Below are 14,656 nucleotides of genomic sequence, written 5' to 3'. Positions count from 1 at the left end.
GGCCCGCCGGGCAACCCCGGCTCAGCCCGCTCTCAGCTCGCCGGTCAAGCCCGACTCAGCCCGCTCTCAGCGCGCCGGATCCGGGCACCGGACGGGCCGGGCGGGTGCCGGCAGGTGTCGGACACCGGTGGTCGACCGGGGCAGTCTATCGAGGCCGCGTGCCGTGCCGCTGGCCCGTGTCGCCGGTTCTCAGGCGTCCCGGCGGTGGAAACCGAGGGCGGCGAGCGCCAGGGCGGCCAGCGTCCAGACGATGGTGGCGGTGGCGCCGCCGGACGGGTCGAGGGCAGCGGTGTCGGGCAGATAGCCGGCGCTGGCGTCGTACCGGGCGCGCAGCAGCGGACCCGCGACGAAGTACAGGGCGAACAGCAGCACCACGGCGGGAACCGCCCGGCGGACCAGGGTGGCGACCGCCGCGCCGAGCAGGGTGGTGAGGGTCAGGTACCCGGTCGCGGCCGGCGTCCACCCGAACCCGCCGGCCGACAGGGTGCTGGTGGCGGCGGTCGCGGCGGCCACCGGAAGCGTCACCAGGGCCAGCGTGACCGCCTTCGCCGCGTGCAGCGGCCACCGGCGGGGCATCGCCAGCAGCGTGCTGCGGATCTGGCCGCCCGCCTGGTACTCGGAGGCGGCCGCGAGCACGCCGAGTACGAGGAAGCCGGCCTGGGCGTAGCCGAGCGGGGCCAGGGCGGAGTCCCCGCCGCCGACCGGTTCCCCGCGCGACTCCGCGTGCCGGTACGCATACCCCAGCAGCAGGGTGCCGGCCCAGGTCAGCAGGGCGGTCAGCCGCAACGACGGCAGGGTCAGCAGTTTGCGCAGTTCGGCCCGGACAGCGTTCACGCGTCCCTCCGGTGGAACAGGACGGCACCGGCCGCGAGCAGCGCGGCGACCCAGGCGGTCATCACCAGGCCGGCGGTCACCGGGGCCATCTCGACCGGAAAGTCCGCGGCCCGGATGAACATCCGCGCACCGGCGATGTCCGGCAGGTAGGCGGCGAGGTCGGTGACCTTCGTCAGCAGGAACGACACCGAGACGACGGTGCTGTTGAGGATCAGCAGGGCCAGCGGCACGATGCCGTTGCGGGTGATCAGCGCGATCGCGTACGCCAGCAGCGCGGTCAGCACCCAGTAGAGGACCACGCCGACGATCCGGGCCGGGGCGGGCACCGGTACCTGCGCGCCGTGCAGCACCTGTACGAGGGTGAGCGCGGCGGCGGTGGTGACCGCCGCCTGGACGGCGACGACCAGCACCAGCGCGGTGGTCTTCGCGGCGAGCAGGGAGATCCTCGCGGGTACCGCGGTGAGGGTGGCGGTGAGCTGCCGGGCGCCGGGGACGTTCTCACCGGTCGAGGTGTACTCGCCGCTCACCACGACCACGCCGAGGATCATCGGACCGAGCAGGCCGACACCGAGGTTCTGCAGGCCCAGGTCGGAGAGGTCGGTGAGGGTACCGGAGGCGATCGAACGGCGGACGTACGGCGCGTTCAGCAGGGTGATCGCAGGAGCCAGCAGCGTGCCGAGCAGCAGGCCGATCCAGGCGGTGGGCAGGCCCAGCAGCTTGCGCAACTCGGCGCGGACCAGGTTCACCACGGTGCACCGGCCTCGGTGGCGGTCAGCGCGAAGAAGGCGTCCTCCAGGGTGCGGTGACCGCCGGTGACGTCGGCCAGGCTGCCCTGGGTGACGATCCGACCCTTGTCGATCACGATGACGTCGTCGGCGGTCTCGCCCAGCTCCCCCATCAGGTGGCTGGAGAGCAGGACCGTCCGGCCCTGCTCGGCGCTGCTCCGGAGGAACTCGCGCATCCAGCGGATCCCGGCCGGGTCGAGGCCGTTGACCGGCTCGTCGAGGATCAGCACCTCCGGGTCGCCGAGCAGTGCGGCGGCGAGTCCGAGCCGGCGACTCATGCCGAGCGAGAAGCGGCCGGCGCGCTTGCCCGCCTCGCCGGTCAGGCCGACGGCCGCGAGGACCTCCTCGACCCGGGAGCCCGGCAGGCCGTTGCTGGTGGCCATCCAGCGCAGGTGGGCGCGGGCCGTCCGGGCCCGGTGCGCACCGCTGCCGTCGAGCAGCGCACCGACCGTCGTCAGCGGACGCTTCAGTTGCCGGTACGGGCGGCCGCAGACCAGCGCGGTCCCGCTCTGGGCGCGATCCAGGCCGAGCAGGATCCGCAGTGTGGAGGTCTTGCCGGCACCGTTCGGCCCGAGGAAGCCGGTGACCCGGCCGGGGCGGGCCTCGAAGGTGATGTCGGACAGGATCTGCGTCCGGCCTCTGGCCTTGCTGACGCGGTCGATCGTGATCATAGGCCGAGTCAACCGGCGCTGCGGCCCGCGCACATCGGACCCTTCTCGGATCGCGCCCGCCGGGTCGGTCCGTGGACCGTCAGACCCTGGTCTGAGAACTACAGTCGGGGCGGTGAACGCCCGAACCCGCCCCTCCGGTCGGTCGACGGCCGTCCCGGTGGCCGCCGTGGTGATCAGCGTGCTGGTGATGATGATGTGCACGGTGGGCGCGCAGGGCCCGCCCGCGGTCGTACTGCCGCCGCTGCTGGTCGGTGGGGCGGTCGCGACGGCAGGGTGGGCACTGCGGCGGTCCCGCGCCGACCGCACCGCCTACGAGGCGCGGCTGACCGCCTGGGCCGCCTCCGAGGCGGTCCTCGCGGAGCGGCTCAGGATCGCCCGCGACCTGCACGACATCGTCTCGCACGGCCTCGGTCTGATCACGGTACGCGCGGCGGCCACCCGGCACCTGCCGAAGTCCGCCGAGGTGCAGTCGGCGCTCACCGACATCGAGGAGACCAGCCGGCACGCCACCGCCGAGTTGCGCCGCATGCTCGGGGTGCTGCGCGAGCCGTCGACCGCCGGCCGTCGCGCGCCGGTGGAGAGCCTCGACGACCTGCCCGGCATCGTGCGCGGGGCGTCCCGCGCCGGACTCGACATCGGACTGGACGTCGAGCCGCTCGGCCCGGTGTCCCAGGGCGTGCAGGTCGCCGTCTGCAAGACGGTGCGGGAGGCGCTCAGCAACGCGGCTCGGCACGCGGGACCGACGAACGTACGGGTGCGGCTGTACCGGGACGGGGCGGACGTGGTGCTGACGGTGGCGGACGCCGGCCCGTCGGTCGACGGCTGGCCGGCCTCGCCCGGTGCCGGACACGGGCTGGCCGGGGTGCGGGAGCGGGTCGGCAGCCTCGGCGGCACGCTGTCCGCGGAGCACGTCGACGGAGGCTTCCGGGTCAGCGCGCGGATCCCGGACGAGGTGTCGTGAGCGGGGCCCGGGTGTTGCTGGTCGACGACCAGCCGCTGCTCCGACACAGCCTCGCGATGATCATCGACAACGAACCCGACCTGACCGTCGTCGGCGAGGCCGGTGACGGCGACGACGCCGTGGCGTACGCCCGCGACACACTCCCCGACGTCATCCTGATGGACGTACGGATGCCGCGCCTCGACGGCCTGACGGCCACCCGCCGGATCTGCGCCGATCCCGCCCTCTCCAGGACGCGTGTGCTGGTCCTGAGCATGTTCGAACTCGACGAGTACGTCTACGAGGCGCTGCACGCGGGCGCCTCCGGCTTCCTGCTCAAGGACGCCCGTCCCGAGGAACTGATCGAGGCGATCCGGCGTACCCACCGGGGTGAGTCGCTCTTCGCGCCTTCGATCCTCACCCGGCTCGTCGCGCACTACGTCGCGGCGCCGCGCCCGGACCGACCGACACCGGCGCTGCGCCGGCTGACCGGCCGGGAGGTCGAGGTGCTGACGCTGATCGGCGGCGGCCTGTCGAACGACGAGATCGCCACCGCCCTGGTGATCTCGGTGAAGACGGTGAAGACGCACATCACGCACCTGATCGCCAAGCTGGCCGCGCGGGACCGGGCCCAGCTGGTGATCGCCGCGTTCGACGCGGGCCTGGTACGCCCACGCCGTTGAACGCCGGGCGGACCCGGGCCGCCGCGACGGTTGGGGTCGGGTGGCCGGCGACGGGATCGGACCCGAGCGCCCAGCGCGGGTCAGCCGACCCCGTCCCCGGGCCCGGCCGGGCTCAGGCCAGGTCGAGCGCCCGCGCCGCGGTCAGTACGTCGTTCCGGATGGTGACCGGTGAGGGCGCGGTCGAGATGGCCCACTCCGGATCCTTGAGCCCGTGCCCGGTCACCGTGCACACCACGGTCGAGCCGGCCGGCACCAGGCCGGCCGCGGCCTGCTGCAACAGCCCGGCGACACTGGCCGCGCTGGCCAGCTCGACAAAAACCCCGACCTCGCGGGCGAGCAACCGGTACGCGGCGAGGATCTCCCGGTCGGTCACGGCGGCGATCAGACCGCCCGAGGCGTCCCGGGCGTCGACCGCCTTCGTCCAGCTCGCCGGGTTGCCGATCCGGATCGCGGTGGCGATGGTCGACGGTTCACGGACCGCCTGGCCGGTGACGATCGGCGCGGCACCGGAGGCCTGGAAGCCGTACATCCTGGGGCGGCGGGTGGTGTTGCCGGCCTCGGCCTCCTCCTGGTAGCCCATCCAGTACGCGGTGATGTTGCCGGCGTTGCCGACCGGCAGGCAGTGGATGTCGGGGGCGTCGCCGAGGGCGGCCACGATCTCGAACGCGGCCGTCTTCTGCCCGTGCAGCCGGTCGATGTTGACCGAGTTGACCAGCGCCACCGGGTAGTCCACGGCCAGTTTGGCGGCGAGCGACAGGCAGTCGTCGAAGTTGCCGTTGATCTGGAGCAGCCGGGCGCCGTGCACCAGGGCCTGGGCCAGCTTGCCGAGCGCGATCTTGCCCTGGGGCACCAGGACCGCGCAGGTGAGCCCGGCCCGGGCCGCGTACGCCGCCGCGGAGGCGCTGGTGTTGCCGGTGGAGGCGCAGATGATGGCCTTGTTGCCGGCCTCGACCGCCTTGGAGACGGCCAACGTCATGCCCCGGTCCTTGAACGAGCCGGTCGGGTTCGCCCCCTCCACCTTGAGGTAGACGTCGCAGCCGAGCCGGTCGGCGAGCACCGGTGCCGGGATCAGCGGCGTGTTCCCCTCGTACAGGGTGATCACCGGCGTGGCCTCGCTGACCGGCAGCCGGTCCCGGTACGCCTCGATCAGACCCCGCCACATATCGCTCTCCTCGCGACTCCCGCGTCGGTCGCACCTTCGGCGACCCACCTCCACGGTGACCCACCGTCGCCGATCGGCTCCCCGCGCACCAGCCGGTAACCACCTGGCGGGACGGCCGGTCGGGTCAGCTGCCCTCGCCCTCGACCCGCAGCACGCTGGCGATCGACCGGACGATCTCCAGGCGGCGCAGCTCGGCGACGGTCGCGGCGAGCGCGGCGTCCGGCGCGGCATGGGTGACGATGACCAGGTCCGCGTCACCGCCCCGGGTCGCCGACCCGCTCGGGCCACCGGCCGGCCCCGGCGGCACCGACGCCTGCCGGACGGTCGCGATCGACACGTCGTGCCGGGCGAAGACCCCGGCGACCGCGGCGAGCACACCCGGACGGTCGGCCACGTCGAGGCTGATGTGGTAGCGGGTGACCGCCTCCCCCATCGGCCGGATCGGCAGCGCCGCGTACGCCGACTCGCTGGCCGCGCGGACCCCGGCCAGGTGGTTGCGGGCGGCGGCGACCACGTCGCCGAGGACCGCGCTCGCGGTCGGCGCCCCACCGGCGCCCCGGCCGTAGAACATCAGCTGGCCGGCGGCGACCGCCTCGACAAACACCGCGTTGAACGCGTCGCCGACGCTGGCCAGCGGATGGCTGACCGGGATCATCGCCGGGTGCACCCGGACGCTGACCGACTCGACGCCGGCCGAGTCCGGGCCCCGGGAGGCGATGCAGAGCAGCTTGATGGTGCAGCCCATCGCCTTGGCGCTGGCCATGTCGGCGGCGGTGACCTCGGTGATCCCCTCCCGGTGCACGTCGGCGGCGGTGACCCGGGTGTGGAAGGCGAGCGAGGCCAGGATCGCCGCCTTGGCGGCGGCGTCGAAGCCCTCCACGTCGGCGGTCGGGTCGGCCTCGGCGTAACCCAGCTCGGTCGCCTCGTCCAGTGCCTCGGTGAAGCCGGCCCCGGTGGCGTCCATCGCGGAGAGGATGAAGTTGGTGGTGCCGTTGACGATGCCGGTGACCCGGGTGATCGTGTCGCCGTGCAGCGACTCGCGCAGCGGGCGCAGCAGCGGGATGGCACCGGCCACCGCCGCCTCGTAGTAGAGGTCGACCCCGCCCTCGGCGGCCGCGTCGTGCAGCGTGCCGCCGTCCTCGGCGAGCAGGGCCTTGTTGGCGGTCACCACGCTCTTGCCGGCCCGCATCGCCTCGACCAGCCAGCCCCGGGCCGGCTCGATCCCGCCGACCACCTCGATGACCAGGTCGACGTCGTCACGCTTGATCAGGCCGAGCGCGTCGGTGGTGAACAGCGCCGGGTCGACCGGCAGCGGCCCCCGGTCCCGGCCCGCCCGGCGTACGGCGATGCCGGCCACCTCGAGCGGGGCGCCGACCCGCGCGGTCAGGTCGGCGGCCTGCTCGTGCAGCAGGCGTACCACCTCGGTACCGACGGTCCCGCAGCCCAGCAGGGCCAGACGGACAGGCTTTGTCATCCCACATCCAATGCCAGCAGATCGTCTTCGGACTCCCGCCGGACGATCAGCCGCGCCCGGCCGTCGCGGACCGCGACGACGGGGGGTCGGGGAACATGGTTGTAGTTGCTGGCCATGCTCCGGCAGTAGGCGCCCGTTCCGGGCACGGCGACAAGATCTCCGGGCTGCACGTCGGCGGGCAGGAATTCATCCTTCACCACCACATCCCCAGCCTCGCAATGCTTTCCCACCACCCGGGCGAGAATCGGCTCCGCGTCGGACGCCCGGGAGGCCACCGTGGCCGAGTACGACGCCCCGTACAGCGCGGTCCGGATGTTGTCGCTCATGCCGCCGTCGACACTGACGTACGTCCGGATCCCGTCGACGTCCTTGACCGTGCCGACCTCGTAGAGGGTGAAGATGGCCGGGCCGATGATCGCCCGTCCCGGCTCGATCGACAGCCGCGGCACGGCGAGCCGCTCGGCCTCGCACTCCCCCTCGAGGATCTTGTGCAGCCGCTTCGCCAGGTCGTGCGGGCTCGACGGGTCGTCCTGGGTGGTGTACGCGATACCGAAGCCGCCGCCCAGGTCCAGCTCGGGCAGTTCGACCCCGCGCGCGTCGCGGATCTGCGCCTGCAACCCGAGCACCCGCTTGGCGGCCACCTCGAAGCCACTGGTGTCGAAGATCTGCGAGCCGATGTGCGAGTGCAGGCCGCGCAGTTCCAGCACGTCCTCGTCGATGATCCGGAACGCGGCGGCCGCCGCCGCGCCGCCGGCCAGCGAGAATCCGAACTTCTGGTCCTCGTGCGCGGTGGCGATGAACTCGTGGGTGTGCGCCTCGACCCCGACGGTGACCCGGATCAGGACCGAGGGCCGGACGCCCCGCTCACGGGCCAGCGCGGTCAGCCGGTCGATCTCGTGGAACGAGTCGACGACGATCCGCCCCACCCCGGCGTCCAGCGCCCGGGTCAGCTCCGCCACCGACTTGTTGTTGCCGTGGAAGCCGATCCGTTCCGGGGGCATGCCGGCGGCCAGCGCCACCGTCAGCTCGCCGCCGGAGCAGACGTCGAGGTGCAGCCCTTCCTCGGCGATGACCCGGACGACGGCCTTGCAGATGAACGCCTTGCCGGCGTAGAAGATGTCCTCGTCCGGAAAGGCCGCCCGGAACTCCCGGCACCGGGCCCGCAGGTCGTCCTCGTCGAGGACGTAGACCGGGGTGCCGTACTCGGCGGCCAGTTCACGGACGCCCAGGCCGGCGACGGTCAGCGCGCCGTCGGCGCCGCGCGCCACGTTGCGCGGCCACAGTCGCGGCACCAGCGCGTTGACGTCCTCCGGGGTACGCAGCCACGCCGGCCCCCGTACCCCGAGCTCCCCGTGCATCGCCCCGGCCTCGTGCGCGCGCATCAGCTCCGCCTTCCGTTCGCTGCCCTGTCGGTCACATCTGTTCCGGCGCGGAGACGCCGAGCAGCGCCAGCCCGTTGGCCAGCACGATCCGGGTCGCGTCGACCAGCCACAACCGGGCCTGGGTCAGCTCCGGCGCCGGCGGGTTGGCGCCGAGCGGCAGCACCTTGCACGCGTCGTTGAACCGGTGGTACGTCCCGGCCAGCTCCTCCAGGTAGCGGGCGATCCGGTGCGGCTCGCGCAGCCCGGCGGCCTCGGCCACCACCTCGGGGAACTCGCCGAGCGTCTTGAGCAGCTCGTTCTCCTTCTCGTGGCTGAGCAGCCCCGGGTCGAAGTCGGCACCCCGCAGCACCCCCAGGTCCGCACCCCGGCGCAGCAGGGAGGCGATCCGGGCGTGCGCGTACTGGACGTAGTAGACCGGGTTGTCGTTGGAGTTCCGGGTGATCACCTCGATGTCGAGGGTCAACGGCGAGTCGGTGTTGGAGCGGGCCAGCGAGTACCGGGCCGCGTCCACGCCGACCGCGTCGACCAGCTCGTCCAGGGTGATGATGTTGCCGGCCCGCTTGGAGAGCCGGACCGGCTGGCCGTCGCGGACCAGGTTGACCAGCTGGCCGATCAGGATCTCGATGTTGAAGTCCGGGTCGTCACCGGCGCAGGCGGCGATCGCCCGGAGCCGGTTGACGTAGCCGTGGTGGTCGGCGCCGAGCAGGTAGACGCACTTGTCGAAGCCACGCTCCCGCTTGTTGATGTAGTACGCCGAGTCGGCGGCGAAGTACGTCAGCTCGCCGTTGCCCCGGATCAGCACCCGGTCCTTGTCGTCGTCGAAGTCGGTGGTGCGCAGCCAGATCGCCCCGTCGGCGTCGTAGACGTGGCCCTGCTCGCGCAGCCGGCCGAGGGCGTGCTCGATCGCCCCGCTGCTGTGCAGGGTGCGCTCGGAGAACCAGACGTCGAAGTGCACGCCGAACCGCTCCAGGCTGGTCCGCATCTCGTCCAGCATCAGCTGGTAGCCCCGGTCCCGGAAGACCGGCAGCGCCTCCTCGGCCGGCCTGCCGGTCAGGTCGGGCTGCTCGCGGACGATCCGTTCGGCGATCTCGGCGACGTACTCGCCGCTGTAGCCGTCCTCCGGGGTCGGCTCGCCCACCGCGACCGCGTACAGCGACCGGCCGAAGCGGTCGATCTGGGCGCCGGCGTCGTTGATGTAGTGCTCGCTGGTGACCTCGGCGCCGGCCGCGGCGAGGATCCGGTGCAGCGAGTCGCCGACCGCCGCCCACCGGGTGTGCCCGAGGTGGATCGGGCCGGTCGGGTTCGCCGAGACGAACTCCAGGTTCACCCGCTGGCCGGTGAGCCGGTCGCTGCGCCCGTACGCCTGACCGGCCTGGACCACGTCGCGGGCGAGCTGCCCGGCGGCGGCCGGGTCGAGCCGGAGGTTGAGGAAGCCGGGACCGGCGATCTCGACCGACTTGACCCCCGGCGTCCGGGCGAGTTCCTCGGCGAGCGCGCCGGCGAGCTCCCGGGGCGGCACCCCGACCCGCTTGCTGAGCTGCAGCGAGATCGCCGAGGCGTAGTCGCCGTGCTCGGGATTGCGCGGTCGCTCCAGCGTCACCGACTCCGGCAGGACGGAGTGATCGAGGCCACGCCGGGTGAAGACGGCGTGGGCGGCGGCGAGAACGGCCTCGGCGAGGTTGGCGGGAGTCACCGAAACATGTTACCGGGGGTAGACTCGGTCACTCGGTGGCGACCCTGCAGGTGTGCCGGCCGCCATCCCCTGACCGACCGACCTGACGAGGGACCATGAGCATCAGCACCTCGGGTGGCGAACAGCGCCGCCCGTCCGTGGTCAGCACCGGAAAGAAGGCGCCGGCCGGCGGCAAGCCCGCCGAGGGCAAGGCGGCCGGGACCAAGCCGGCAGCCACCCCGTCGAAGGGCCCCTCCGGTGGGCGGGTGCCGGCCGGCCGCACCGGTGGCGGCAAGAAGCCGCAGCAGCGCCGCCCGATCGCCCCGGTCAAGGTCAGCGGTGGTCGGTCATGGGGGAACATCGGGATCTTCGTCGCGGTCGGGGTGATCGCCGCCGGCATCATCGGGTACGGCGCGTACGCGGTGATCCAGAACGGCAAGGGCTGGGAGGACAAGGCCGCGGCGATCGACGGGATCGTCAACTTCCGGAAGAGCGACCCGTCGGTGGTGGACCCGCTGCCGGGCAAGCAGTCGCACGAGCCGGGCCCGCAGACGTACAAGGTCAACCCGCCGGTCGGCAGCACCCACAACAACGCCTGGCAGAACTGCATGGGCGACGTCTACGACGCGCCGATCGCGAACGAGCACGCGGTGCACAGCCTGGAGCACGGCGCGGTCTGGGTCACCTACCGGCCCGACCTGCCGCCCGCCCAGGTGGAGCAGCTCGCCAGCAAGGTCCGGGGCAACGAGTTCATGCTGATGAGCCCGGTGGAGGGTCTCGACAAGCCGATCTCGCTGCAGGCCTGGGGCTACCAGCTCAAGCTCGACAGCGCCGACGACGGCCGGATCGGCGAGTTCATCGGGGCCCTGCGGCAGAACGCCAGCATGGAGCCGGGCGCGCCCTGCTCCGGCGGAATCACCGCCACCGGCACCACGCCGCGGGACAACGTCCCCGGTGACCAGCCGGCGGCGCCGCCGGGAGGCGTCCCCGGTGACCAGCCGGTGCCGCCGCCGCCGGGAAGCTGAGCACCGTGACCAGCAGGTCGGAGACGGTGACCGCCGGTCCGGAGGAGTTGACCTCGGACGCGGCCACGACGGCCGGGCCGGCGGGGACCCCGACCGGTGAGCCCTCGACCGGCGGACCGTCGGTCGGGGGTCCGGGGGCCGGCGCCGTCGCGGAGGGACCGGGTCGACGCGGACCGGGCACCGGCCTGCTGGCGCTCGGCGTCGTGCTGGGACTGGTGCTCGGGCTGGCCGCCGGCCTGCTCGCCCCGACCCTGTTCCGGCCCGGTGACGACTCCCCCGAGGCCGGCTTCGCCCGGGACATGTCGACACACCACGCCCAGGCGGTCGAGATGTCGATCCTCGCCCACGAGAAGGCCACCGACCCGGACGTCCGGACCCTGGCCGCCGACATCGCCCTCACCCAGCAGGCGCAGATCGGCACCATGCAGACCTGGTTGAAGACCTGGGGCCTGAACCCGACCGGCAGCCAGCCCCGGATGGCGTGGATGCCGGACCTCGCCGGGTCGGTGAAGAACGGCCTGATGCCGGGCATGGCGACCGACGCCGAACGCACCGAGCTGCGGGCCGCCACCGGCCGGGACTTCGACGTCCGCTTCCTCCGCCTGATGCTCAACCACCACCTCGGCGGCATCCACATGGCCGAGGGAATCCTGGACCTCTCCGACGACGACCAGGTGACCACGCTGGCCCAGTCGATGGTCAACGGGCAGAAGAAGGAGATCGAGTTGATCCAGGCGCTGCTGAGCAAGCTCGGTGCCCGGTAGCGACGATCACCGACACCGTCACACGGCGGCCGCCCTCCGGGGTGGCCGCCGTTTTGTGATCACCGACCGTCGTCAGGCCACCTCGGCGGTACGTCCACTTAAGGGCAGCTTGTAGGACTTGCCCAGTTTGACGAGTTTTCTCCGTACATAACGTGACCGGTCACGATCTGCCTTCGTTGTCCTAGACATGACGGTTGCTCTCCGGGACGGACGTCGGTCGGCCACCAGTTGGTGCCGTCGACACACCATCGGCGGCGACGGCGCGGTGGCGGCCGCACGTCGCGGACAGCGGTCGGGCGAGGCCACCGGGACCCTCAGCCGCGACCAGGAACTTGAACTGATCGAGACGCTCCGCGGTGCCTACCCCGACCAGCTCGGCCTCGACGACGAACTCTGGACCCGGCAGAGCGTCGCCGCCCTCGCCCAACGCCGGTACGACCTGCCGGCCGACGCCGACATGAGCGGCTACCTGCGCGCCTGGGGCCTCGGGCCACGCCAGCCGACCGACCGGGCCTGCGGCCTCTGCGTCGACTCCGTGGCGACCTGGGTGGAACAGGAGTATCCGGCGATCGTCCGCTCGGCCCTGGAGCATCGGGCCGACGTCTGGTGGATCGGCCGGACCCGACTGCACGGCGTGGTGCCGGCGGCTGACGTACTCTCCGCGATCTCGGCCCGGGGCCGGGTACGTTTCCAGATCGCCACCCCGAACGTCGACCCGCCGCTGCCCCGGGACTTCCTGCTCCGGCTCAGCGGCGCCGAGGGCCGGACCCTGCACGTGGTGGTCGACGGCTCCTGGACCCGTACCGAGTGGCCGCGTCGACTGCCTCCGCGCATCGTCCTGCACCCGCTGCCGAGCTGCGGCCGGTAACACGGCCGGGGTCGGTGGCACGAGGTCGTACGGCGGCACCCGACGCCACGACGGATACCGATTCGGCGCCGGGCGACCTCGTTTGCTACTCTTCTCCAGTCGCTGAGCCCCCGTAGCTCAGGGGATAGAGCACCGCCCTCCGGAGGCGGGGGCGCAGGTTCGAATCCTGCCGGGGGCACGTCACAGAACTGCAAACGCGCAGCGCGACCGGCCGATCGCTGATCATAGAGGCCGGTTTCGCGTTCGAGCAGACGTTCGAGGATGCCCCCGGCCGAGCGGCCGGGGGCATCCTCGCGTTGGCGCGATGTACGGGCGCGGAACGCGCCGGGATCGCTGTTCCATGTTGACTGGCGGTACGACCGCAGTCCGGCCAGGTTGCGGGGTCGGGCGGTATTCTGATCTGGCCCACTCTCCGGTCGCTGCGAAGTGCGGCACTCGGCTTGGGCCTCACCTCGTTTGGGCGTTCCGCCGGCCGCGTGAAGTCGCTAGCCCGATGACGATGGCGTGACCGATCAGAATTCTTCCGCCACGTCGTCGGTTCTGGTAGCTCCCTCGCACCGCTGGAAGGATTGGTGACCATGACCGACGCTGGACCGCTGGGCGCTGACGAGGCCTCGTTCATCGCGGTGGTTCGCTCAGGCGATACGGCGCGGTTTGCGCTCATCACCGAGCGCCACCGGCGTGAGCTGCAGGTGCACTGCTACCGGATGCTTGCGAACTACGAGGACGCCCAGGACATGACGCAGGAGACGTTCCTGCGGGCGTGGAACAAGCGGGAGTCGTTCAAGGGCCACGCTGCGCTGCGGACCTGGCTGTATCGGATCGCGACGAACGTTTGCCTTGACTTCCTGGAGAAGCGCAATGACCGCACACCCGTACCGTCCGGGCTGCCGGACTTCGGCTCCGAGGTGCTGTACCTGCAGCCGTACCCCGATCGGATGCTCCCCGAGGACCCGCAGGAATCGGTGGTGGCGCGGGAGACGATCGAGCTGGCGTTCATCGTCGCCGTCCAGCACCTGCCGCCGCGGCAGCGGGCGGTGTTCATCCTGCGCGACGTCGTCGGCTGGCCGGCGTCGAAGGCCGCCGACGCCCTCGATCTGACCATCGCATCGGTGACCAGCGCGCTGCAGCGGGCGCGCGTGACGATGCGCGAGCAGCTGCCCGACCGCCGCCTCGACTGGCGGAGCCCTGCCGCCCACGAGCTGTCGAACGACGAGCGCGGCGTGGTGAAGTCGTACATCGACGCCCACGAGCGCAACGACCTCGACGGGCTGATGTCCCTGCTCCGCGACGACCTGCGCTTCGTGATGCTGCCCGAGGCGGGCACCTCGGTCATCACCGCCAAGGACGCGGTGGACGGCTGGGTCTCCGGTGGGCTCTTCCAGCCCGGCTACGACGACTGGCGCTGCATCGCCACGACGGTCAACCGCATGCCCGCCGCCGCGCTGTACCTCCGCACCCCTGACGACCCGGAGTACCGGTTGTTCAACATCGCGGTCCTGCACATCGTCGACGGGAAGATCGCCGAACTCACCGGATTCGACGCCACCGACAAACCATGGCTGGCCCTGCCCCCGACACTGTGATCAGACAGGTCCCCGTCGTCAACGAGTCCAGCGCCACGGGCCGGGGTCACCGAAGTCACCGCGGAATGAGCACCCCGACCAGCTGAACGCCAACGCGACAACGCGAACACCACCGCCCCGCCGGCGTTGCCGGCGGGGCAACTTGATGCCCGAAGAAACGCCAGGAAGGATTTCGACCCGGCCTTACGAACCGAGCAACTGGCCCGTGCTCATCGCCTCGTCTCGTATCGGGTCAGCACGACGCCGCCGGGAAATGTCCGCGTCTCCACGAGGTTCAGGTTCACCCAGCTGTCCAGCGCGGTGAAGAACGGCGTGCCGCCGCCCACCAGGACCGGGTATGTGACCAGCAGGTACTCGTCGATCAGCCCGGCCCGCATGGCCGCCCCGGCGAGCGTCGCGCCGACGATGTCCATCGAGCCGGCGTCCTCTGTCTTGAGCCGGGTGATCTCGGCGACCGCGTCGCCGGTGACCAGGCGGGTGTTCCAGTCGACCTTGTCGATCGTCGAGGAGAACACCACCTTCGGCATGTCCCGCCAGCGGCGGGCGAACTCGATCTCCGCCTGTGTGGCGCCGGGCCGCTGGTCGGCGGTCGGCCAGGCGGAACTCATCACCTCCCACAGCTTGCGCCCGTACAGCGCCAGGCCCGTCGCCGCCACCCGGTCGGACCACCACTGGAACAACTCGTCGCCCGACGACGAGTCCGGTCCCTCACCGCCACTCCAGCCGAGGTCGTCGCCGGGCGCGGCGATGTAGCCGTCCAGGGTCACATTCATGCCGAAGGTCAGTTTCCGCATCATGCCAGCCTCTCGT

At 72.0% G+C, this 14,656-nt stretch carries 14 protein-coding genes and 1 tRNA gene; 7 read left to right on the top strand and 8 right to left on the bottom strand.

Annotation, left to right across the window (positions count from 1 at the left end):
* Positions 1-189 precede the first annotated feature (189 nt).
* Genes V1633_RS04215 through V1633_RS04205 form a run of 3 tightly spaced genes read right to left on the bottom strand, consistent with a single transcriptional unit; the run spans position 190 to position 2,290 of the window.
* Positions 190-834, bottom strand: coding sequence for a hypothetical protein (locus tag V1633_RS04215; protein WP_331212817.1), 645 nt, complete (start codon positions 832-834; stop codon positions 190-192).
* Positions 831-1,580, bottom strand: coding sequence for a hypothetical protein (locus V1633_RS04210; RefSeq protein ID WP_331212816.1), 750 nt, complete (start codon positions 1,578-1,580; stop codon positions 831-833). Before V1633_RS04210 ends, V1633_RS04215 begins: the two co-directional genes overlap by 4 nt.
* Positions 1,577-2,290 carry an ABC transporter ATP-binding protein gene (locus V1633_RS04205; RefSeq protein ID WP_331212815.1) on the bottom strand — a complete coding sequence of 238 codons (714 nt, stop codon included), beginning with the start codon at positions 2,288-2,290 and terminating at the stop codon, positions 1,577-1,579. The genes V1633_RS04210 and V1633_RS04205 overlap by 4 nt, the downstream gene beginning before the upstream one ends.
* 112 nt (positions 2,291-2,402) lie before the next feature.
* On the opposite strand from V1633_RS04205, the gene V1633_RS04200 reads away from it, so the two are divergent.
* Both V1633_RS04200 and V1633_RS04195 read left to right on the top strand, forming a co-directional pair.
* Complete coding sequence (locus V1633_RS04200) at positions 2,403-3,251, top strand: sensor histidine kinase (RefSeq protein WP_331212814.1); 849 nt, start codon at positions 2,403-2,405, stop codon at positions 3,249-3,251.
* A complete protein-coding gene (locus V1633_RS04195; protein ID WP_331212813.1) occupies positions 3,248-3,913 on the top strand; it encodes a response regulator transcription factor in 666 nt (221 codons plus the stop codon). Before V1633_RS04200 ends, V1633_RS04195 begins: the two co-directional genes overlap by 4 nt.
* 112 nt (positions 3,914-4,025) lie before the next feature.
* On the opposite strand, the gene thrC is transcribed toward V1633_RS04195, so the two are convergent.
* The 4 genes from thrC to argS all read right to left on the bottom strand — a co-directional run bounded on the left by thrC (position 4,026) and on the right by argS (position 9,624).
* Entirely contained in the window at positions 4,026-5,075 is a 1,050-nt protein-coding gene (thrC, locus tag V1633_RS04190) for a threonine synthase (RefSeq protein ID WP_331212812.1), read from the bottom strand.
* A gap of 124 nt (positions 5,076-5,199) precedes the next feature.
* A complete protein-coding gene (locus V1633_RS04185) occupies positions 5,200-6,549 on the bottom strand; it encodes a homoserine dehydrogenase (RefSeq protein ID WP_331212811.1) in 1,350 nt (449 codons plus the stop codon).
* Positions 6,546-7,931: a diaminopimelate decarboxylase gene (gene lysA, locus V1633_RS04180; protein ID WP_331212810.1), complete on the bottom strand. Its 1,386-nt coding sequence runs from the start codon at positions 7,929-7,931 to the stop codon at positions 6,546-6,548. The genes V1633_RS04185 and lysA overlap by 4 nt, the downstream gene beginning before the upstream one ends.
* 31 nt (positions 7,932-7,962) lie before the next feature.
* Positions 7,963-9,624, bottom strand: coding sequence for an arginine--tRNA ligase (gene argS / locus V1633_RS04175; RefSeq protein ID WP_331212809.1), 1,662 nt, complete (start codon positions 9,622-9,624; stop codon positions 7,963-7,965).
* A 95-nt stretch (positions 9,625-9,719) separates the two neighbouring features.
* On the opposite strand from argS, the gene V1633_RS04170 reads away from it, so the two are divergent.
* The 5 genes from V1633_RS04170 to V1633_RS04150 all read left to right on the top strand — a co-directional run bounded on the left by V1633_RS04170 (position 9,720) and on the right by V1633_RS04150 (position 13,846).
* A complete protein-coding gene (locus V1633_RS04170) occupies positions 9,720-10,628 on the top strand; it encodes a DUF3105 domain-containing protein (RefSeq protein WP_331212808.1) in 909 nt (302 codons plus the stop codon).
* Positions 10,629-10,675: 47 nt separating this feature from the next.
* A complete protein-coding gene (locus V1633_RS04165) occupies positions 10,676-11,392 on the top strand; it encodes a DUF305 domain-containing protein (protein ID WP_407951968.1) in 717 nt (238 codons plus the stop codon).
* Positions 11,393-11,579: 187 nt separating this feature from the next.
* On the top strand, positions 11,580-12,260 hold the full coding sequence (locus tag V1633_RS04160; protein ID WP_331212806.1) for a COG3415 family protein: 681 nt from the start codon (positions 11,580-11,582) through the stop codon (positions 12,258-12,260).
* A 106-nt stretch (positions 12,261-12,366) separates the two neighbouring features.
* Positions 12,367-12,438, top strand: a tRNA-Arg gene (locus V1633_RS04155).
* Between the two features lie 400 nt (positions 12,439-12,838).
* Positions 12,839-13,846, top strand: coding sequence for an RNA polymerase subunit sigma-70 (locus V1633_RS04150; RefSeq protein ID WP_331212805.1), 1,008 nt, complete (start codon positions 12,839-12,841; stop codon positions 13,844-13,846).
* A gap of 209 nt (positions 13,847-14,055) precedes the next feature.
* Here V1633_RS04150 and V1633_RS04145 read toward each other — a convergent pair whose 3' ends face one another.
* Positions 14,056-14,643 (bottom strand): dihydrofolate reductase family protein, encoded by a 588-nt coding sequence (locus V1633_RS04145; RefSeq protein ID WP_331212804.1) that lies wholly within the window; start codon positions 14,641-14,643, stop codon positions 14,056-14,058.
* Positions 14,644-14,656 lie beyond the last annotated feature (13 nt).

This window comes from Plantactinospora sonchi (assembly GCF_036422035.1).
GTDB lineage: Bacteria > Actinomycetota > Actinomycetes > Mycobacteriales > Micromonosporaceae > Plantactinospora > Plantactinospora sonchi.
The sequence above is the reverse complement of the archived record's forward strand: the minus strand, read 5'-3'. Positions and strand labels throughout refer to the sequence as shown.